Annotated in this window: 19 protein-coding genes; 13 read left to right on the top strand and 6 right to left on the bottom strand. The window is 39.6% G+C overall.

Annotation, left to right across the window (positions count from 1 at the left end; translation table 11 throughout):
• Nucleotides 1–15: 15 nt before the first annotated feature.
• Nucleotides 16–579 (bottom strand): GNAT family N-acetyltransferase, encoded by a 564-nt coding sequence (locus LC455_RS03095; protein ID WP_223588093.1) that lies wholly within the window; start codon nucleotides 577–579, stop codon nucleotides 16–18.
• Nucleotides 580–855: 276 nt separating this feature from the next.
• On the opposite strand from LC455_RS03095, the gene LC455_RS03090 reads away from it, so the two are divergent.
• Nucleotides 856–1,968 (top strand): hypothetical protein, encoded by a 1,113-nt coding sequence (locus tag LC455_RS03090; protein WP_223588091.1) that lies wholly within the window; start codon nucleotides 856–858, stop codon nucleotides 1,966–1,968.
• A 55-nt stretch (nucleotides 1,969–2,023) separates the two neighbouring features.
• Here the strand turns inward: LC455_RS03090 and LC455_RS03085 are convergent, their stop codons facing one another.
• Nucleotides 2,024–3,457: an MDR family MFS transporter gene (locus tag LC455_RS03085; protein ID WP_223588089.1), complete on the bottom strand. Its 1,434-nt coding sequence runs from the start codon at nucleotides 3,455–3,457 to the stop codon at nucleotides 2,024–2,026.
• A 376-nt stretch (nucleotides 3,458–3,833) separates the two neighbouring features.
• On the opposite strand from LC455_RS03085, the gene LC455_RS03080 reads away from it, so the two are divergent.
• The 11 genes from LC455_RS03080 to LC455_RS03030 all read left to right on the top strand — a co-directional run bounded on the left by LC455_RS03080 (nucleotide 3,834) and on the right by LC455_RS03030 (nucleotide 15,085).
• On the top strand, nucleotides 3,834–4,535 hold the full coding sequence (locus LC455_RS03080; protein ID WP_223588087.1) for a FadR/GntR family transcriptional regulator: 702 nt from the start codon (nucleotides 3,834–3,836) through the stop codon (nucleotides 4,533–4,535).
• Nucleotides 4,536–4,625: 90 nt separating this feature from the next.
• Nucleotides 4,626–5,708, top strand: a complete 1,083-nt coding sequence (locus tag LC455_RS03075) for a tartrate dehydrogenase (protein ID WP_223588085.1) — start codon at nucleotides 4,626–4,628, stop codon at nucleotides 5,706–5,708.
• A gap of 2 nt (nucleotides 5,709–5,710) precedes the next feature.
• Nucleotides 5,711–6,451 (top strand): SDR family NAD(P)-dependent oxidoreductase, encoded by a 741-nt coding sequence (locus LC455_RS03070; RefSeq protein WP_223588690.1) that lies wholly within the window; start codon nucleotides 5,711–5,713, stop codon nucleotides 6,449–6,451.
• A 3-nt stretch (nucleotides 6,452–6,454) separates the two neighbouring features.
• Nucleotides 6,455–7,912 carry an aldehyde dehydrogenase family protein gene (locus tag LC455_RS03065; RefSeq protein WP_223588083.1) on the top strand — a complete coding sequence of 486 codons (1,458 nt, stop codon included), beginning with the start codon at nucleotides 6,455–6,457 and terminating at the stop codon, nucleotides 7,910–7,912.
• Nucleotides 7,913–8,025: 113 nt separating this feature from the next.
• The gene (locus LC455_RS03060) at nucleotides 8,026–8,880 is read left to right on the top strand and encodes an energy-coupling factor transporter ATPase (protein ID WP_223588081.1); all 855 of its coding nucleotides are present in this window, start codon (nucleotides 8,026–8,028) and stop codon (nucleotides 8,878–8,880) included.
• Complete coding sequence (locus LC455_RS03055) at nucleotides 8,877–9,773, top strand: energy-coupling factor transporter ATPase (RefSeq protein ID WP_223588079.1); 897 nt, start codon at nucleotides 8,877–8,879, stop codon at nucleotides 9,771–9,773. The genes LC455_RS03060 and LC455_RS03055 overlap by 4 nt, the downstream gene beginning before the upstream one ends.
• On the top strand, nucleotides 9,757–10,599 hold the full coding sequence (locus LC455_RS03050; protein ID WP_223588077.1) for an energy-coupling factor transporter transmembrane component T family protein: 843 nt from the start codon (nucleotides 9,757–9,759) through the stop codon (nucleotides 10,597–10,599). The genes LC455_RS03055 and LC455_RS03050 overlap by 17 nt, the downstream gene beginning before the upstream one ends.
• A gap of 104 nt (nucleotides 10,600–10,703) precedes the next feature.
• Nucleotides 10,704–11,255 (top strand): ECF transporter S component, encoded by a 552-nt coding sequence (locus tag LC455_RS03045; RefSeq protein WP_223588075.1) that lies wholly within the window; start codon nucleotides 10,704–10,706, stop codon nucleotides 11,253–11,255.
• A 3-nt stretch (nucleotides 11,256–11,258) separates the two neighbouring features.
• A complete protein-coding gene (locus LC455_RS03040; protein ID WP_223588074.1) occupies nucleotides 11,259–12,233 on the top strand; it encodes a P1 family peptidase in 975 nt (324 codons plus the stop codon).
• Nucleotides 12,234–12,301: 68 nt separating this feature from the next.
• The gene (locus LC455_RS03035; protein ID WP_223588073.1) at nucleotides 12,302–13,798 is read left to right on the top strand and encodes an amidase; all 1,497 of its coding nucleotides are present in this window, start codon (nucleotides 12,302–12,304) and stop codon (nucleotides 13,796–13,798) included.
• A 501-nt stretch (nucleotides 13,799–14,299) separates the two neighbouring features.
• On the top strand, nucleotides 14,300–15,085 hold the full coding sequence (locus LC455_RS03030; protein ID WP_223588072.1) for a hypothetical protein: 786 nt from the start codon (nucleotides 14,300–14,302) through the stop codon (nucleotides 15,083–15,085).
• A 556-nt stretch (nucleotides 15,086–15,641) separates the two neighbouring features.
• On the opposite strand, the gene LC455_RS03025 is transcribed toward LC455_RS03030, so the two are convergent.
• The 4 genes from LC455_RS03025 to LC455_RS03010 form a co-directional block, all read right to left on the bottom strand.
• Nucleotides 15,642–15,824 (bottom strand): cysteine-rich CWC family protein, encoded by a 183-nt coding sequence (locus LC455_RS03025; protein WP_223588071.1) that lies wholly within the window; start codon nucleotides 15,822–15,824, stop codon nucleotides 15,642–15,644.
• A 720-nt stretch (nucleotides 15,825–16,544) separates the two neighbouring features.
• Nucleotides 16,545–17,213, bottom strand: coding sequence for a YjbE family putative metal transport protein (locus LC455_RS03020; RefSeq protein WP_223588070.1), 669 nt, complete (start codon nucleotides 17,211–17,213; stop codon nucleotides 16,545–16,547).
• Between the two features lie 187 nt (nucleotides 17,214–17,400).
• On the bottom strand, nucleotides 17,401–18,186 hold the full coding sequence (gene modA / locus LC455_RS03015; protein WP_223588069.1) for a molybdate ABC transporter substrate-binding protein: 786 nt from the start codon (nucleotides 18,184–18,186) through the stop codon (nucleotides 17,401–17,403).
• Between the two features lie 175 nt (nucleotides 18,187–18,361).
• On the bottom strand, nucleotides 18,362–19,627 hold the full coding sequence (locus tag LC455_RS03010) for a molybdopterin molybdotransferase MoeA (protein ID WP_223588068.1): 1,266 nt from the start codon (nucleotides 19,625–19,627) through the stop codon (nucleotides 18,362–18,364).
• A 194-nt stretch (nucleotides 19,628–19,821) separates the two neighbouring features.
• On the opposite strand from LC455_RS03010, the gene LC455_RS03005 reads away from it, so the two are divergent.
• Entirely contained in the window at nucleotides 19,822–20,001 is a 180-nt protein-coding gene (locus LC455_RS03005; RefSeq protein ID WP_223588067.1) for a hypothetical protein, read from the top strand.
• The last annotated feature ends 76 nt before the right edge of the window (nucleotides 20,002–20,077 follow it).

Raw genomic sequence — 20,077 nt, 5'->3', positions numbered from 1 at the left:
AACCTCCCACTAGGCTTATTGGTTGAATTCTTTTTTTAATAATGAGTAGACGATGGTGTCGTGAAATTTGGAACCATCAAAGTCTGTTTGCCTAAGGATTCCGTCTTGGTGAAAGCCGAATTTTTCAAGAAGCTTTTTTGAACCTTGATTTTCTGCAAATAAATCTCCGACAATGCGATTTAGTCCAAGTTCATTAAATACGAAAGGTAAAATGGTCTTTAAGACCTCGGTCATAACGCCTTTTTTGTGATAGTCTCGGTGCAAATAGGCCCCCATTTCTGCTTTTTTATGCCACATGTGGAGTTTATGAAGTCGAAACAGTCCAATCACTTCACAGCTGCTTTTTTCGATGATCACCCAAGGAATTTCTTTCTCCATTTGAAAGTTTGCAAGATGATTCTTTATTTTCTTTTCCATTTCTCTAAGTGTTTTTATAGGGTGAGGAGTGACAAATTTCATTGTCTCCGCATCGCTTATAAATTCGAATAATGCCGGAGCATTCTCAAGTGTTAGACCTCTTATAAGATACTGTTCTGTTTCAAGAATAGGAATTTCATTGTTTTCAAATGGGTTTATCAATGATAAGCACCTCCATGTACTACTTATATAATAACGTAAGGATATTGAAGACAGGGAATACAATGTTGTTTTAGAGAAGCAATTATTTTGATTAAGATTAATTCTTTTTAGAAATGGTGAAATAGCCCTCTCCGATTTATTAGTAACGTCATATTGTTTTTATATATACATGAATACCTAAGCCTAGGACAATTGTGGAAAATTAATTTAAATTTGGTGTCATTATATTCAGGATAATAAAAAAATAATTAACCTTTGTGAGGGGAATGCAGCAAAATGGAAGAACAAAATCAATACCGTGAAGATTTGCTGGAAGGGTGTAATAACATTTATTCTTACTGGAATAGTATGAGACCAAGGTTTTCAAAACTTGTTGATATAATAATTTTAGAGGAATGGGAAGGATATTGCCGTCAATTAAAAGAGAAATTACTGGCAGATTTAAAAGTGGAAGTCGGGAACCATCAGTCAGCTGAAAGGCTATATCAACAGTGGGAACAGCTATTCAAAGAATCAAATGCTTATCAAGAAGAGAGTGAAGTCAATTATGATAATCGTTTAGAATTGGAAGGGCAAAAACAATTCCATGAAGAATTTTTGGAAACAGAAGCTAATAAAGACGAGATTGAAGTCAATTCTGATAAACGTTTGGAATTGGAAGAGCAAAAACAATTCCATGAAGAAGAATTTTGGGAAATAGAAGGTATTCAAGAGGAGATTGAGGATGAATCAGATAGTTGGATGGTATCTGAGGAACAAAAGCAATACCGTGAAGAATTGCTGATATGGTGTAATAATATTTACTCTAATTGGGAAAGTATGAGACCAAGGTTTTCAACACTTTTTGATATAAAAAGCTTAGAGGAATGGGAAGAATCCTACCGCCATTTAAAAGAGAAATTACATGCAGATATAACAGTGGACTTCGAAGACTATCAGACAGCTGAAAGGCTATATGAACAGTGGGAACAGCTATTCAAAGAATCGAATGCTTATCAAAAAGTGATTGAAGTCGAGTCTGATCAACGTTTGGAATTGGAAGAGCAAAAACAACTCCATGAAGATTTTTTGGTAACGGAAGCTTTACAAGAGGAGATTAAGGTTGAATTAGATAAATGGTTGGATATAGAGGAACAACAGCAATACCATGAATATTTGCTTGAATGGTGTAATAACATGTTTTCTAATTGGGAAAGTATGAGACCAAGGTTTGCAAAACTTATTGATATTAAAAGTTTAGAGGAATGGGAAGAATCCTGCCGCCATTTAAAAGAGAAATTACAGGCAGATTCAAAAGTGGACTTCGATGACTATCAGACAGCGGAAAGGCTACATGAACAGTGGGAACAGCTATATAAAGGATCATATACTTATAAAGCAATGCTATGAGTTTAATCTGCTGTAAGAAAAAAAGGGGGCCCGTCGCGGGCTCCCTTTGAAAAAATTAATGCATTGGATTCATTTCAGCATGGTTAACGATGACACGGCGGATAAAGAACGCTAGAACAAGACTGAACAGCGTCACGATCATGGCGAACAAGAACACGTGCTGTGAGCCGAGCGTCATCGCATTAGCCATCTCGGTCGGTTTGGTTGGAGCAGGGGATTCATGCATATACTTATCCATACCGCTCGTTAGTATGATGATCGCAATCGTTGTTCCGATTGCACCCGCAACCTGCTGCAGCGTGTTCATGACTGCCGTACCGTGTGGGTAAAGCTCAGGCGGAAGCTGGTTCAGGCCGTTCGTCTGCGCCGGCATCCAGACCATGGAGATACCTACCATTAATCCAATATGCAAGGCGACAATATATGCAATCGAAGATTGGGACGATATGCTGGAGAGACACCACAACATGATCGCCACGACGGCGAGGCCGGAAATAACAAGCCACTTTGGTCCATATTTATCGAACAAACGCCCCATGCGCGGCGAAAGGATGCCGTTCAGCGCGCTGCCTGGCAACAGCATAAGCCCAGCAGTGAAAGCGGAAAGTTTCATCCCGTTTTGAAGAAACAGTGGCAGAATAATCATGCTGGACAAGATGATCATCATACATGCCAATACCATAAGCAGCCCCACGTTATACATGGGGTATTTAAAGACGCCAAGATCCATCATTGGCTCACGCATAAACACCTGCCTTAATGTGAACAACACAAGTGCCGCAAGTCCGATGATGATGGACGAGAGAACGACCGGGCTGGTCCAGCTTTCTACTCCTTCGCCTGCCTTGCTAAAGCCAAAAACAACGCCCCCGAAGCCAATCGTTGATAATACGACAGACAGTAGATCGATACGAGGCTTCGTGACTTCCGTAACATTTTCCAAATACTTTAGCCCTACCAACAGCCCTAGCATTAAAAACGGCAGCGAGAGCCAGAAGATGTAGTGCCATGTAAAATATTCAATTAGAAGACCTGCTACTGTCGGACCAATCGCTGGTGCGAACATAATTACAAGTCCGACAAAACCCATCGCCGCTCCACGCTTCTCCGGTGGGTAGACGACAAGGATCGTATTGAACATGAGCGGAATCAGCAGGCCCATGCCGCCCGCCTGAAGAACGCGAGCGATCATAAGCATTTCAAAATTGAACGCGAGCGCCGCAATAAGTGTGCCCGCGATCGAGCTCGCTAATGAACCGATAAACAATTGTCTCGTCGTAAACCATTGCAGAAGGAGCCCAGTCATCGGCATCAAAATGCCGAGAGTAAGCAGAAATCCTGTCGTCAACCACTGTGCGGTCGCGGCCGAAATTTGGAACACAACCATTAAATTACTAATCGCAATGTTGAGAGCTGTTTCACTGAACATGCCAACGAAACCGCAGATGAGCAGCGACGCCATAATGGCACGCGTATTGTATTGCTTCATTTTAGGATTCCACTTCCCTCTGATATCAATTTTCTATTCCTATAAGTCTGTTATCTGTTAAATTTTAGTGTCCATAATAATCCAAGTCAAGTAAGAGTGTTTGTTGATGTTTTGAATAGCAAAAAGAAAAGTTTTAATAATGAAGTTTCTAGAATTATCCACCATAAATAGGATAATAAGTCATACATGAAGTCCCGTTTGGGGCTTTTTTCTTGGAGAAAGTACAAATACAGACCACTTTAACACACTTTTCTATATCAAAGTAATCAATTATTTAAGTAATAAAATAATTTTAAATATATTGACAATTCTGAATTGTGTATATAAAATACACTTAAGTTATCATATCATATGAAGAGTTAAGGGGGTGGAAAACATGGCATTAAAACGTAAATCCCTGGTCGATGATGTGGTTGATGTCTTTTTAAAAGATGTAGAAAACGGAGTATATTTATACGGTGATAAATTGCCGTCCCAGAAGGAATTGGCAAACCGGTATCAGGTCAGCTTAATTGTTATTAGAGAAGCTTTAACTAAATTATCTGCAGTAGGGATTATAAGTTTTCATCAAGGAAAAGGTACTTACCTAATTAAATCAGAAGAAAGAACGTTTGTTGCTCCAGAATTTTCATCATTAATTTTCCATAATATCAATAACCTTCTTGAAATAGTGGAGGCGAGACAAATCGTTGAGAGTGAAACTAGCTCATTAGCCGCAAAACGGAGAACAAATTACAATCTTTTAGAAATTGAAAAAACGATCGAGGGTATGAAGGAAAGCTTAAACGATTATGAACATTTTGCTAAGTGGGATGTTGAATTTCACATTGCTGTAGCAAAAGCTTCAAATAATCAAGTATTGCAAAAAATTACTACGCTTCTTATTGATAGTTATCGTTCAGAGATATCCAAATTTTTTCAGGTTCCAGGCGTTATTGAAAGGATATTAATGGAGCATGAAAGCATTTATTTTCAAATTTTAAATGGAAATAGCAGTAAGGCTTCTTTAATAATGCGTAACCATCTTGAATTACCAGAAAAGGTTTTTTCAGCAAAAATAGATGAATCTGAAAATTAAATATGGAAATGTCCTTAATCCATTCTACTCTTGTAAGCGCTTTATTTAAGTTTGATCGTATCTTATTTCAATAAATAAGAGGTGGAAAATATGACTAACTATCAGATTGCAGTTATCCCCGGGGATGGTATCGGCCCGGAGGTAGTGAACGAAGCAGTAAAAGTAATTGAACTGCTCAAAAAGCTGGACCCTTCACTTCAAATCGAAATTGATACATTTGATTGGAACAGTGAGTATTATCTTAGGAATGGAAAAATGATGCCAGATGACGCTCTCGATACATTAAAAAAATATGATGCTATTTTATTCGGAGCGATAGGCGATAAAAGGGTCCCTGATGATGTAACGGTATGGGAGCTAATTATGCCAATACGGAAAAATTTCAAGCAGTACATTAATTTACGCCCGGTTAAACTATTGAAGGGAGTGCCTAGCCGGTATACAGGTGAAAATATCGATTTTGTCATTGTCAGGGAAAATGCTGAAGGTGAATACTCAAATAGTGGAGGCAGATTGTATCCAGGCACAGAACAGGAGATTGCTGTTCAAAATACTATTATCACACGAACAGGTACGAAAAAAGTTGCAAGATTTGCTTTTGAATATGCTAAAAACCATGGTAAGAGGACAGTTACAAGCGCGACAAAATCTAATGCGATCATCCATTCAATGAAACTATGGGACGAGGCTGTTAATGAGGTTGGTGAAGATTTTCAGGCTATTAATCTCCAAAGCTATTATATTGATGCTCTAGCAGCCTATTTTGTTTCTAGGCCAGAGGATTTTGAAGTAGTTGTTGCTTCCAATTTGTTTGGGGATATATTAAGTGATTTAGGCTCCGCGGTTGTCGGTGGGCTTGGGCTTTCCCCATCTGCAAACTTAAATCCGGAAGGAGATTTCCCTTCCATGTTCGAGCCTGTCCATGGTTCTGCTCCTGATATTGCCGGTAAAGGCATCGCTAATCCGATTGCACAGATTTGGTCGGCAGCACTGATGCTTGAGCATTTAGGTAGAAAGGACTTAGCGGCAGTCATTTTGGAGTCAATTGAAAAGGTACTTGTAAAAAAAGAAGTACAAACACCTGATTTAGGCGGCAATTCAACGACCAGTGAGTTGGGCTCAGCGATTTGTGATGCTATACAACACTCACTATTTGTTAAAGAGGGGCGATAATGTTGAGATTAGAAAATGAAGTGTTTGTTGTTACAGGTGCACAGGGCGGAATGGGGAAAGAAACGGTTAAACGATTTTTAGAAGAAGGAGCTTTAGTGGTAGCTGTTGATCTAAATGTGGATGGAGTAGAGGAAAGCGATCAACTACTGCCGATTGCTGCGGATTTAACAAAGGAAGAGGAAGTTGCGAATGTTTTTTCAGCTGCATTTAAGAAATTTGAGCGGATCGACGGTCTTGTTAATATTGCAGGAATCGCCCAGCCAGCAACACCGATTGAAGAAGTGAGCTTAGCAGATTGGGAGAAGATTATGAGTGTAAACGCTACAGCCCCCTTTTTAACTTGCCGTGCTGCGGTACCTTATATGAAAAACAATGGTGGTGGAGTGATTGTTAATATCGCTTCTATTTCCATGGTGAGGCCTCGGCCCGGCTTAAATGCTTATATCGCTTCAAAGGGAGCTGCCGTTTCATTTTCGCAAGCATTGGCTATTGAATTAGCCGATTACGGGATTCGAGTAAATGTTGTGAACCCAGGTCCGGCAGATACGAATATGCTTGGGGATTTTGCAGCGAAGAATACAGATATTGAGGCAACAAAGGAAAGTGTTTTTAAGAAAAGTGTTCCATTGGGAAGGCTGATTAGTCCTAGTGATATTGCTAATTCCCTTGTCTATTTGTGTTCAAAGGAAGCGTCTATTGTGACAGGTTCTGTCTTAAATGTAGATGGTGGAAGGGGGATTTAACTAGTGACGGCAGTTAATGTAGAAATTCAAGGATGTTACATAGATGGTGAATGGATAGTCCCTAAAAAAGAGAGATTAATAGAAGTGAAAAATCCAGGAGACGGTTCAACTTTAGCTTTTGTTCCAAGAGGGGACAAGGAGGAAATTGACCTTGCAGTAAATGCAGCAAAAAAAGCATTTCATTCAAAAGAATGGAAGACGTTTAGTCCTTATAATCGGGGGAAGCTTCTTTATCAGGCAGCGGAAATCATTCGTGAGAATAAGGAAGAATTAGCAAAGTTAGAGACGCTAGATGTCGGAAAACCACTGAATCAATCTGCTGTGGATGTTGAGATTGCTGTACGTTATTTTGAATATTACGCTGGAATAGCAGATAAAATTCTTGGAGAAACGATTCCAGTTGAACCAGGAATCATTGATTACACTGTTCGTGAACCGATCGGAATTGTCGGACATATTATTCCGTGGAATTATCCTTTGCAAATTGCAGCAAGAAGCATTTCTGTGTCTATTGCAACCGGGAATGCTGCTATCTTGAAGCCAGCAGAAGATACTCCGTTAACGACTCTTAAACTAGTTGAATTAATAGAGCCTTTAGGGCTGCCAAAAGGTATTTTGAATGTTGTTACAGGCTACGGCCATGAGGCAGGTGCTGCGCTTTCAAGTCACCCTGATATAAACCATATTACTTTTACTGGTTCCGTAGAGACAGGGAAAAGAGTTATGGAGTCAGCTGCCCAAAATATTGTACCCGTTACCCTTGAGCTTGGAGGAAAATCCCCAAATATTGTCTTTGCAGATTGTAATGAAGAGGAAGCACTTAAGTGGGTGCTTAAGTCCATTGTGCAAAATGCAGGCCAGACTTGTTCTGCAGGGTCCCGTTTGGTAATTGAAAAATCAATAAAAGAAAATTTCGTAGGGAAGCTTGCGGCAGCTATGGAGAAGCTTTCAATCGGTCCTGGTATGGACAATCATGATCTCGGACCAGTGCTCTCTGAAAAGCAATTTAATCGTATTAAAAGTTTTATTGATTTGGCTAAACAAGACGGAATTAGGATTGTAACCGGTGGAGAGCGTGAGGTAATAGAAGGGAAAGAATTAGCCTACTACCTTCAGCCAACCATCTTGGATAATGTTCCTGCAAGCCATCTTCTTGCACAGGAGGAAATCTTTGGCCCTGTATTGACAGTAACCACTTTCGAATCAGAAGAAGAAGCAATCGAAATCGCAAATGGCACACCGTACGGACTTGTTGCCGGTGTTTGGACTGAAAACGGCGGGCGAGCTCACCGTGTTGCCAGCCAGCTCCAATGCGGCCAAGTATTCATCAATCACTATGGGGCAGGTGGAGGCATCGCCCAGCCATTCGGCGGATACAAAAAAAGCGGCTTTGGCCGGGAGAAAGGGCTAGAGGCACTCCGAAATTATACTCAATTAAAAAACGTGGCGCTGAAATATTAAGGGCGTAAGTTTGACAGTAATGACGGGATTTTGTTTCAGTAGAATGCTAGCAATTAATAAACCATTCGAAAAGCCAATATTTCTAAGTATTAGAAAAATGAAAGGAGCATGAAATGGAGTCCATTATTCGTTTAGAAAATGTTTCTTTTTCATACAAAATCAATGAAAAAACGAAAGTATCCGTTCTTAAGAATATCTCCTTTTCCATATTCCCTGGAGAATATGTAGCCATAATTGGCCACAATGGATCAGGAAAATCTACCTTATCCAAACACCTTAACGGGATCTTGACTCCAGACAGCGGGGATGTCTGGGTACACGGGCATAACACAAAGGATGTCAACAAGAAACGATCTATTCGTCAAGCGGTTGGCACGGTATTCCAACATCCAGATAACCAAATCGTTGCGACGATTGTGGAGGAAGATGTAGCATTTGGCCTGGAGAATATTGGCGTGCCAAGAGAAGAAATGAAAAAGAGAGTAGATGAAGCTTTAAATGTTGTCAAAATGTCTCAGTTCCGCCACAGACCGCCGCATCACCTCTCCGGGGGACAGAAGCAAAGGGTCGCGATTGCCGGGGTGCTGGCTATGAAGCCAGATTGCATTGTTTTTGATGAAGCAACAAGTATGCTAGACAGTTTTGGCCGGAAAGAAGTTCTTCAGGTGATGAGGAAAATGAACAATATGGGAATGACGATTATTACCGTTACACACCATATGTCGGAAGCGGCGGAAGCTGACCGGATTATCGTCATTGAAGGCGGGCAGATTGTCATGGATGGTCCGCCGCTTGAAATTTTTAAACATAAGCTGGAATTAGAAAATCTGCAATTAGAAGTGCCTTCAGTGAGCCAAATGGCCGAAGTGATTCACAGCCAATTTAACACTTTTTCAAAGGACATCATTCAGGAAAATGAGTTTATTGAAGAAGTGGAGAAATTTCACAAAGAGGAGGTGGGAACATGACGGGCAGGCCAATCATCGAAATAGAAAACCTATCCCATACGTATATGAAGGGAACCCCAATGGAGCATGTTGCCTTAAAAGGAGCCAACCTTTATGCAGAAGAAGGTGAATGCATAGCCATCATTGGCCATACAGGATCCGGAAAGTCGACTCTAATCCAGCATTTCAATGGACTGATGCGTCCGGAATCTGGAAAAGTAATCATTGATGGGGAAGATTTATCGAAGAAAAAGGTGGATTTGAAAACACTGAGGCAAAAAGTGGGACTTGTTTTTCAAAACCCGGAGGATCAGATTTTTGAAAAAATTATAGGTGATGACATTGCCTATGGGCCCTTTAAATTAGGTCTTCCACTTAAGGAGGTGAGGGAGCGGGTCAAATGGGCGATGGACGTGGTTGGTTTAGATTTTGAGGAAATGAAGGACAGACAGACCTTTGCGTTAAGCGGCGGTCAGAAACGGAAGGTAGCCTTAGCAGGAATTCTAGCCTTAAAACCGAAGATATTAGTTCTTGATGAACCTACAGCTGGTCTGGATCCGAGGTCAAGAAAGGAATTGCTGGATAAAATTAAACGGTTAAACAAGGAAGAAAAATTAACGGTCGTTTTTGTGTCACACAATATGGAAGAGGTTGCCATGCTGGCAGACCGAGTATATGTGATGGCAGAAGGAACCGACGTGTTAACAGGCACCCCGAAAGAAATTTTTACGGATAAAGAAAAACTGCAGAATCATCAAATAGGGACCCCCGAAACAGTACAGGTTCTTTATAAATTAACTGATCTTGGATACCAGGTAAATACGGAAGCTTTTTCCGTCATGGAAGCAGCAGAGGAAATTATGAAGGTTCTTGCCGGCAAGAAGGAGGGTTCAGAACATGTCCAGCGAATTTGAAATATCCCGTAGTATTACAATCGGTCAATACGTACCAACAGGCTCATTTATTCATCGATTAGACCCAAGAATAAAGCTTCTTGTTTTTGTCATTCTCGTGGTGGCGATTGCCTTTAATACGAGTTATTTCGGAAATGCCATTGGTCTAGTTTTATCTCTTTATTTATTCTGGGCATCCAAAATCCCAATCAGCTACGGTTTATCCGGTGTGAAACCAGCCATTCCATTTATTGTCATATTAGCTGTTTTACAGCTGCTTTTTCAAGGACAGCTCTTTTCTGATGGCAGGGTGTATGTGGATTATGGCTTTATCTTAATCACCAGTGAAAGCATTCGTTTGGTAGTTGTATCTGCCGTTCGATTTATTGAAATTATCTTCTTAAGCAGTGTTCTCACCTTATCAACTTCCACCACAGAATTAACACATTCCATTCAAAGCTTATTGAGCCCGTTAAAGAAAATTAAGTTTCCTGTCCACGAAATCTCATTAATTACAACGATTGCAATTCGATTCGTCCCAACCTTCGCCATCGAGATGGAAAAAATGATGAAAGCACAAGCCTCAAGAGGAGCTGACTTTGGTACTGGCGGCTGGTGGAGAATTGTTCAAAGAACAAAAGAAATGTTTCCAATCATTATCCCTTTATTTAATATCGCCTTATCAAGGGCGGAGGATTTGATTCTTGCAATGGAATCACGCTGCTATACCCCAGGAGGCGAAAGGAGTTCCTACTCCGTATATAAAGCAATTACGAAGGACTATCTTGTCCTACTGGTTGGACTGCTTTTCTCATTACTATTACTTTTTTATCCGTTTCCTTTTTAATTAAAGGCTGTTTTCGAATGTTTATCGGCGAATCAAAAAAACACAATCTTTTAGCAAATAAAGAGCCTGTTTAAAAAATCCAAAAACAAAAGGGGAGTATTTGAATGAAAAAATCTTTAACAGTTCGTGATATTGTCATCGCTGGGGTGTTAGGTGCAGTTGCCATTTTATTAGGGGTAACACGATTGGGGTATATTCCAGTTCCAACAGCAGCTGGAAATGCCACAATCATGCACATTCCCGCTATTATTGGGGGGATTATGCAGGGACCATTGGTTGGCTTAATTGTTGGCGCGATTTTTGGAATATCCTCATTCCTAAACGCAACAGTCCCTCTCTTTAAGGATCCATTAGTAGCGATTTTACCGCGGCTTTTTATCGGTGTGGCTGCATGGCTAATATATGTTGGACTCCGCCGCAAAAATGAATACATAGCGGTTGGTGCTGCTGCATTTATCGGGACATTAGCGAATACTGTACTTGTGTTAACGATGGCTGTAGTCCGCCATTATTTAACCGCGGGAGTAGCCTGGACCGTCGGAATCACAAACGGAATTCCTGAAGCCATTGTAGGTACTATTGTTACATTAGCGGTCGTATTAGCTTGGAAACAGATTGGCAAAACACAAAAATCAAAGATTTCTAAGGATTTATAAGGGATGCATAATCAAATTACAGATGTGCCGGGAGTAAAAGTTGGCAATAAAGAAAATCAACAGGCATTGACCGGTTGTACCGCTATTCTTTTTGAAAGGGGTGCGGTAGCGGGGGTGGATGTAAGAGGGTCCGCTCCCGGAACCCGGGAAACCGATCTTTTAGACCCGGTTAATTTAGTTGATAAAGTTCATGCCATCTGTTTAAGCGGTGGAAGTGCGTTTGGTTTGGATGCCGCTTCCGGCGTAATGCAATTCTTAGAGAATGAGGAGATCGGCTTAGATGTGGGTGTCGCTAAGGTTCCAATAGTTCCAGCAGCTGTGTTGTTTGATCTGCCGTACGGCGACCCCAAAATTCGACCCGATAAACAGATGGGTTACGAGGCTGCAAAGGCGGCAACAGCAGAAATGTTTAGCACAGGAAATTACGGAGCCGGCTGTGGTGCTACCGTTGGAAAATTGGCTGGTCCTGGCTTTTGTATGAAGGGCGGTCTCGGTAGTGCGTCACTCCGCTTAGAAAATGGTGTGGTGATAGGGGCGATAGTGGCTGTCAATCCTGCTGGTGATGTCCGCGACCCTTCCACGGGAGAAATTTTGGCAGGACCTTATAAAGAAGGGAAGCTTGTTGATAGTATCAAGCTTCTTGAAAAAAACTATCAACCTACTATTCCTGTTGGGTCTAATACCACAATTGGCGTTATTGCGGTCAATGCGGATTTAACGAAGGCGGAGGCAACGAAGGTTGCCCAAATGGCTCAAGACGGGTACGCAAGAACGATTTATCCAGCTCATACTCTGTTTGATGGGGACACCATTTTTGCCGTGGCTACCGGAGGAGACAGGGTTCCAGTAGATGTGATTGGCGGGCTTGCAGCAAAGGTCATGGAGATGGCGATCATTAACGCGGTTAAATCAGCAGAAAGTATTGAAGGAATTATCGCTCATAAAGATTTATTTAATAAAGATAAATCAGAGCTGTAATAAGTCGCTGTAAATAACTATGTGGATAAAAATATCCAATCCGAACAAATGTGAAGGAGTGAGACTTTTTGAAATTAGTTATGAGCTGGAATGAATGGTCTAACTTTGATGCCATCGGTCTCGCCGAATTGATGCGGAAGGGTCAGATTACCCCGCGAGAGGTGGCCGAACAGGTTGCCCTTGCTATCGGCGACTTAAATCCTTCGGTCAACGCCGTCATAGAGGTCTTCGATGATGCGGTCAATGACCCCATGAAAGACGGAACGAACCCTGCCGGGATCTTTGCGGGAGTACCTTTTCTGATTAAGGATCTAGGACCCACTGTTAAAGGGCGTCTACAGGAAATGGGTTCTCTGTTGATGCGAGGAAATCGTGCTTCAGCCGACAGCTTCCTTACCAGTCGCATTCGCCAAGCAGGTCTCAATATCATCGGGCGGACGACAACACCTGAGTTTGGGCTCTGCAGTTCAGCCGAGAATCCAGAAGTCTATGTTACGCGAAATCCGTGGAATCTTGACTATACAACCTGCGGATCTTCTGCGGGCACGGCAGCCTCGGTTGCGGCAGGAATCATTCCAATCGGACATGCAACTGATGGAGGCGGCTCAATTCGAATTCCTGCGGGTGTTAACGGCAACATTGGTCTGAAGCCATCCCGTGGCGTCTTTTCGGTTGGCCCTTACGGTTCTGACTTGATGGGTGTTGTCTCTGCTCAGGGCTGCCACTCACGCACAATACGTGACACCGCAGCCTTTGTGGACAGTTGCAGGGGTGGAGCACCAGGCGAGTTCATGCCATATTGGATGCCGCCGGAGCCTTACTCCGAGCTGATACGCCGGGATCCGAAAAAACTTCGTATCGCCGTTTCACATGAGTGGGGAGATTACTCGTCCACACCACACATAGTTGCTGAATTGGAGCGGGCGGCCCGCTTTCTCGAAGCACTTGGCCATCACGTCGAGTGGGTGATTCCGGACATTGACTTTCATACCGCATACGAGGCACAAACCGAGTGCTATATCATGAACTTTACACAAACTATTCAGGGTCTATTGGAGCAAAAAGGCTTGGAAAAGCCACCTGCCAATCTTATTGAACCGTTGTGTATTCGGGTCTGGGAAGAAGGCCGTTCCGCCTCGTATACGCAACGTGCCAAGATGCAGGCGAAGTTCAACGACACTTCCCGCAGGGTAGCCGCCTTCTTTGAAGACTGGGATATCATCCTGACCCCGACGATTGCCCTGCCTACGCCATTGGTTGGAACGAAGGAGTATCTGACAATAAGTGATAATCCTTCAGTCTACGACTGGTTCAGAAACCTCTGGGGGATATTCTCGTATACTCCGATTGCCAACCTTTGTGGCCTTCCGGGCATCTCGTTGCCGATGGCTGAACTTAAGAACGGGCTGCCGCTTGGAATTCATGCGCTTACACGGCAAGGAGACGATGGATTGCTACTGCAGCTGGGAGCCCAAATCGAGCGCGCACTAAATGGAAAATGGAACCACGGGCGGCGGCCAGGTGTACATGTAACATCGATTGATGCAGTGCCGCAACAACTTTAGCCTGACTGTAAGAAAGAACCAAAAGGGCTAGTGTGGGGGTCAGGGGGCCCAAGTTTTTAAAATTACAAATCAAAATAAAACGAATCAAGAAAGCTTGATTTATCGGTACTTGATGGTACATCAAGTAACTAAAAAAATAAGTGCCAGCAAGAATCAAACCTGCTTGAGAACTGATTGCTAAAGTCTAGAAAGAAAAATATTTATTTTTTTCCGCTAATCAATATCTTAGCGGAATTTTTTTATTTGCAAAAAAATTTATGAATAAAATCCCTAAGTGGAATGGATTACAACCGAGTACTGTAAAATCTGATGAAGTACATATCAAAAAGCCCGTTCCCACCCACTATTTTAGATATCGCTGCTTTCACATGAAAGTCGCTTTTTTTGTTGACATTGATAATCATTTTCAATTATAATCTAGATATATATTGATAATGGTTCTCAATTGATGTCAGGAACTAATAAAGTGCGATGAGAAGTCCTATATAAAGGGGTATTTCAATGGTAAAAAATAGTTATGAAGTTTCAATAAAAACTCTCACTGATTATCATTTGGAATCTTTTATTAATTGTCCGTACAGATTTTATAATCAATATATTTTAAATGAACCTAACCTCCCAATTCATTGGAGACAGGTGGTTCAGAAGGTAATTAATAAAATTGTAAAGGATTATTTTCATCTTTCAATTAAAGAACAAAATAATTTAGGTTTATTAAAGTTAATAGAACAAAATTGGAAAACCATTAATGTAAATATCTTTGACAATAAAATTCAATATTATATTGTCTTATCAAAAATAACCGATCATTTACTCAGATTATTATCATCCAATGAGACTGTAACCCCTCCATTATTCCTTTACGAAAAAGTACATACCTATATTACGGAATTAGAATCAGCAATATCAGTAACATTTGAAGTAGGAGAATGGTCAAAAGATACTTTTATTTTAAAAAAATATCTCCTCGACTGTGATGATAGTTTAATCATGCTATATCAGTATTTATCCACTGTTTTTTCATATAAAGCATTTGGTGTTCTTCCCGAAAGAATAGAATTGATAAGCCTTTTAGAAGGAAAAAAGTACATTTTCTATCCGACTGAACAAGAAATATCTAGAGGGTTGAAATATCTTGGATTTATAAAGGATTGGATTAAAAAACCTAGCCGATATAAAAAGATGAATTCATTTAATCAATGTGTGAAATGTCCTTTAAATAAACAATGTGAAGTAGAAATTCTTGAAGACGATGACACTTTTTTTGATTTTCTTAAATTGCATTAAGGAAATTTAATGAAAGGGGATTGTAAAAGTGTTAGTTTGTAAATACCATGTTAAGAAGGCTCTCAACAGACTTGATATTCCTCATGTTGTTAAAGTTGAAAATTTCAAAAGCAACTGTTCTTTTTGTAAAAAAGAAGCAAATTTTAAAATCTTTTACTCAATACCTTTCTTAAAGACATTTAATAAAAAAAATCAAGCACTTCTTGGTAAATGATTTTATAAAAGGAAAAACAAAGATCGTCCATATGCCGCTTAGTCGGGTGAGTGATAGGCAGAAAGCTGGAAGGAAAAATGAGAATTTTTCAAAGTAACTTAACAAATATAATTTTATTGGTTAATATGTTTAATCATGATTATTAAAAAATTTTTGTGTGTTGGGTAGCTAATCGAACTAGTCTAGTAGGAGGTAGGAACCCTCCTACTAGACCAAATGTTAAGTAAATTCTAATATATACTTAAATTTGTGGATATGACAAAGGTATAAGTGTAAACGAAACTGTGGTTGAACGAGTTTGATACTTCTCTTTATTCATCATAATATCCCGGAGGAAAACCATTATTTATCGACTTTCTCCTTAAAATTACGTAAACATTTTTGGCATATACAATCTTTTCTTATGCTTTTTGCAGGGACGGTTTCGAAAATCTCATTAGGGAACTCTTCGTTATTGCACCAACAGTTCGCATCTTTTGTGCATTTGTTTTCCTCCCTGCAAAGAGGACAATATTTATTAGACACTTACAACACTCCTTCAGCGAAAATTTCCCAGGGGGGAAGAAAAGACCCACGAAGGGCTTCCAATTGCCCATACAGATTTTTTGCCTTAAACAAATTTTTGTTTAGATCTCTCTTCATCATGACAGAACACTCCTAAAAACTAAATACTAATAATCTTCTATAAACTTCTAATTTTTCCTACTTGTTTTTAAAAGTAACAGTCTATTGTAGTCAGTATTATGGGACCGTGTGAGGACATTTTAACCAAGAAGCATATAGAAGGCATAAGTCTTTTATTAAATTTCATAAATTATATTTACAGGCGTTCAATAAAAATATTAATGTTCGCGAAGCATACCTATCAATGGACAAGCAGATCGAAAATACATTGGAGAAACCAAAGCCGGGCCATGTAAACACAGACTCTATTAAAGGGCAAAGTCGATCCTTAAAAGAGGTGAAAGGTTAATAAAAGGGGTTCATAATGCCCTAACCCATCCGGGAAGTGAGAGAAATGTCCATCAAAGGGTAAATGAAAGACAAAACCGATCTAGTAATCAGGTGAACGGTAAATAAAAAGAGTTTTTAATACCCGATCCCATCATGAAAACTAGAGAAATGTCCTTCATAATGTGGAGGTATGAAAAACGAGCAAAATCAACAACCAAGTTTAACAGAGCCTTTTATTATTGAGATTTTGGCAAAGAAAAAGCACCGATTTTCAACGGTGCTTTCCCATGATTAAATTGTAGCTTTTGCTTCTTTTCCTACGTTGTTCTTTACAAACACTGCTACCACCAAAATGATAGCCATAGCAATTGGAATAACTAAATGAAGTGATTCTGGAATTAAGATGTGGACCTTTTCTAAGCCTTTATCTTCAACCATCATTTTACCTGCAGCAAAGGTTAGTAAACCCGCACCAGCATAAACGATAATAGGAAATCTCTCCATTAAACTCGTTAATAATTTGCTGCCAAAAATAATGATTGGGATGGAGATGAGGATTCCAATTGCAATCGGCAGAATTCCTTCCGCAACGCTTGATAACGCAATAACGTTATCAATAGACATTGCAAAATCGGCAATCGCAATCGTTTTGATTGCTGCTAGAACTTGATCTGATGGTTTGATATTTGCGTTTTCTTCTTCTTTATTTGCGATTAAATTGTAGCTGATACGTAACAAGATTAAACCGCCCACTAATTGCACGAAGGGGATTCCTAGAAACTGAATTAAAACAGTTGCTGCTAGAATCCTTAATACAATAGCCATTAATGTCCCGCCAAAAATTGCCCGATTTCTCAAATGCTGGGGGACTTTACTAGCAGCTAATGCAATAACCACCGCATTATCACCCGATAACAAAATATCGATTCCTATTAAACTTAAAATTTGTAGAACTGTCATGTCTTTAGAATTCCCCCTGTTTATGTATATTTTTTAAACTTCTATGTTATTGATATATCATATCTTTTTGGACTCTGGCAAAAAATTTTATGAACTTAATATGGAAATTTTGACCAATATTAGTTTTTTGTTAGTGTCCTTTACGGCAGATCCTTTGTGTAATACCAAAAGTTGGTGCCATTTTTACCTATTTTAGTTTCTTAAATCCATACTTTTCTAACGTTTTCATTGATTGGTCACCTTTAAGATAATCGTAGAATAGTTGGGCTTCTTTTTGATGTGGACTATTCTTAATTACACCTAGAGGATATATAATCGGATCATGTGTGTCTTCTGTCGCGGTTGAAACTATTTCAACTTTTTGAGAAGTTATAGCATCTGTCTTATATACAAGACCTGCGTCAACATTGTTAGACTCGACATACGTAAGCACTTGTCGAACATCTTTTGCATATACTACTTTTCCTTCAATTGACTTCCAAACATTTAGCTCATCTAAGGTCTGCTTACCATATTGCCCTGCTGGAACGGACTCAGGGGTACCAAGTGCTACCTTATCAGCTTTTGTTAAATCTTCGAATGAATTAATTTCTTTATTTGAATCCTTTGGTACTATCAGGACAAGATCGTTTCCTACTAAATCTGTTCCGTTTTTCTTTTCAATAAGTCCATCTTGTACTAATTTCTGAAATTTGTCCTCAGCAGCAGAGAAGAATAGATCGACAGGTGCTCCCTGGGAAATTTGCTGCTGAAGTGCCCCAGATGCTCCAAAGTTATAATTTATAATGACATTTGGATGTTTTTTTTCAAAATCTGCTTTAATATCATTTAAGGCATTTTGTAAACTTGCTGCTGCTGAAATTGTTAATTCCACTTTCTTTTCAGAAGCTGCTTCTTTCTGTTCTTTTGTTGAACATCCAGATAAGGCTAATAATAGCATCACCGTAAAAAATAAAAGATATAATTTTTTCATCAAGCTCTCCCTTTCAAACGAAATATAACCAAACAAAACTAATTATAGTTATAAAAACAGAAATTTATCTTCCCAGCAATTTAAGTCAGACAGGGAAAATGAAGTATGAGACCTTATAAAAAAGGCTGCTGGAAAATTCAGCAGCCCTCTTTTTTGGAACAGCTAGCAGTGTTCCTTACCACGGCCACTCGCTGCCTTCCACATCTTCCAGGAGCAGCACATCGACTACCGCACCTTCTTTGAAACCTGTTGGCCCACCTGGCAATACCATTAAACTATTTGCTCTTGCTAGTGTTGACACCATACTTGATTTATCAAATCCAACTGGTTCGACTTGTAACCCTTTCTCGCTAAAGGACAGATAACTTCGCACAAATCGAGTAAATGCATTTGAAGTGGCAACATCTGCTTGTAAATTGGCTCTTACTTTTTTTAAATGAGGCTTCTTTGAGCCAAATAATGTATTAACTATGGGTCTTACAAAAAGCTCAAACCCTACATAACAAGCTGAAGGATTCCCTGAAAGACCAAATAATAATTTACCGTTCAATTCCGCAACGGTCGTGACGCTTCCTGGACGCATCGCAATTTTGTTAAATAATACACGTGCACCAAGCTTCTCATAAATAGCAGGTAAATAATCGAAGTCACCAACAGATACACCACCTGTTGTAATCAAAATATCTACTTCGTTTATTGCATTTGAAATAGCTTTATAGCAGTCTTCAAAATTGTCGGCTAACTTTCCAAAATAATCAGGAATAGCACCCACACGTTCAATTTGTGCATGAACCATATGTGCATTACTATTCCTAATTTTCCCAGGTTGAAGTTCCTCATTTACATCTAACAGTTCAGTTCCTGTTGCATAAATGCCAATAAGAGGTTTTTTTACAACTTCAACTTGGTGGTAACCGAATGTTGCCAGTAACGCTTGAACACCAGGATTAATATAGGTACCTCTTGGAACTAGTACATTTCCTTTTTTTACATCTTCTCCTCTAAAAGATACATTGTCACCTGCTTGAAAGGATCGTTCTATAGATATGTATTTTTTTCCGCTTTTCTCAAATTCCTTTGTTAACTCAAGTAAGACAACCGTATCACAGTGATCTGGCATTTGTGCACCTGTCATAATACGGACTGCTTGAAATGGTTTCACTTCTTTCGTTACAACATAACCAGCACCGATTTCTTCAATGACCTCAAAAACAACAGGATTGCTTCTGCTAGCTGTAAGTGAATCTTTTGAACAAATTGCAAAACCATCATACCCAGAACGATCAAAATGAGGTACATCATGGTCTGCAATTAAATCTTCGCTTAAGTACCTTCCATATGCTTGTTCAAGCTTTACTTCCTCTGCTTCCCCAAAGCGGGCAAAACTCATGACCTTTTCAACTGCTTCTCCAATTTGAATAGGGGTTCTTACTTCTACCATGATAAATTCTTCCCTTTCTAAATTGAGTAAAATACTAAAAAGCATAATATTTATAACTAGACTTACTTGATTATAACAAATTATAAAAAGTGATAAACAGAATTAATATTTTATATCATGGAAATCCAAACACTCTTAGTATAAACGGCATTACAACAGGTAAAGACTATCTCCATAATCATAAGAAGGGATTTTTGAACATGATTAAATCGGATTTATTAATAGAAATAATTGAAAGAATACCAACAATGTCTGATGAAGAATTAATTTCATGGAGTGAAGATTGTTCCAAAGAAATAGTTAGAAGGAAAATGGTCAAAAAGCAAAAACTCATGAAAGCCAAAAAGGAAAACAGAATTAAACGAATTAAATAGAAGAAACCCGATCATTTATAAATGGACAGGTACTTTTGTGAAAAAGCTGGTCAAGTTTCCGACTAGCTTTTTCGTA

The organism is Neobacillus bataviensis, assembly GCF_019969725.1.
The sequence above is the reverse complement of the archived record's forward strand: the minus strand, read 5'-3'. Positions and strand labels throughout refer to the sequence as shown.

What these genes read in the sequence shown, in the direction of transcription:
- LC455_RS03090 (WP_223588091.1), top strand. Translation starts at nt 856, where the DNA reads ATGGAAGAACAAAATCAATACCGTGAAGATTTGCTGGAAGGGTGTAAT.
- LC455_RS03085 (WP_223588089.1), bottom strand. Translation starts at nt 3,457, where the DNA reads ATGAAGCAATACAATACGCGTGCCATTATGGCGTCGCTGCTCATCTGC.
- LC455_RS03080 (WP_223588087.1), top strand. Translation starts at nt 3,834, where the DNA reads ATGGCATTAAAACGTAAATCCCTGGTCGATGATGTGGTTGATGTCTTT.
- LC455_RS03075 (WP_223588085.1), top strand. Translation starts at nt 4,626, where the DNA reads ATGACTAACTATCAGATTGCAGTTATCCCCGGGGATGGTATCGGCCCG.
- LC455_RS03060 (WP_223588081.1), top strand. Translation starts at nt 8,026, where the DNA reads ATGGAGTCCATTATTCGTTTAGAAAATGTTTCTTTTTCATACAAAATC.
- LC455_RS03055 (WP_223588079.1), top strand. Translation starts at nt 8,877, where the DNA reads ATGACGGGCAGGCCAATCATCGAAATAGAAAACCTATCCCATACGTAT.
- LC455_RS03050 (WP_223588077.1), top strand. Translation starts at nt 9,757, where the DNA reads ATGTCCAGCGAATTTGAAATATCCCGTAGTATTACAATCGGTCAATAC.
- LC455_RS03045 (WP_223588075.1), top strand. Translation starts at nt 10,704, where the DNA reads ATGAAAAAATCTTTAACAGTTCGTGATATTGTCATCGCTGGGGTGTTA.
- LC455_RS03040 (WP_223588074.1), top strand. Translation starts at nt 11,259, where the DNA reads ATGCATAATCAAATTACAGATGTGCCGGGAGTAAAAGTTGGCAATAAA.
- LC455_RS03030 (WP_223588072.1), top strand. Translation starts at nt 14,300, where the DNA reads ATGGTAAAAAATAGTTATGAAGTTTCAATAAAAACTCTCACTGATTAT.
- LC455_RS03020 (WP_223588070.1), bottom strand. Translation starts at nt 17,213, where the DNA reads ATGACAGTTCTACAAATTTTAAGTTTAATAGGAATCGATATTTTGTTA.
- modA (WP_223588069.1), bottom strand. Translation starts at nt 18,186, where the DNA reads ATGAAAAAATTATATCTTTTATTTTTTACGGTGATGCTATTATTAGCC.
- LC455_RS03010 (WP_223588068.1), bottom strand. Translation starts at nt 19,627, where the DNA reads ATGGTAGAAGTAAGAACCCCTATTCAAATTGGAGAAGCAGTTGAAAAG.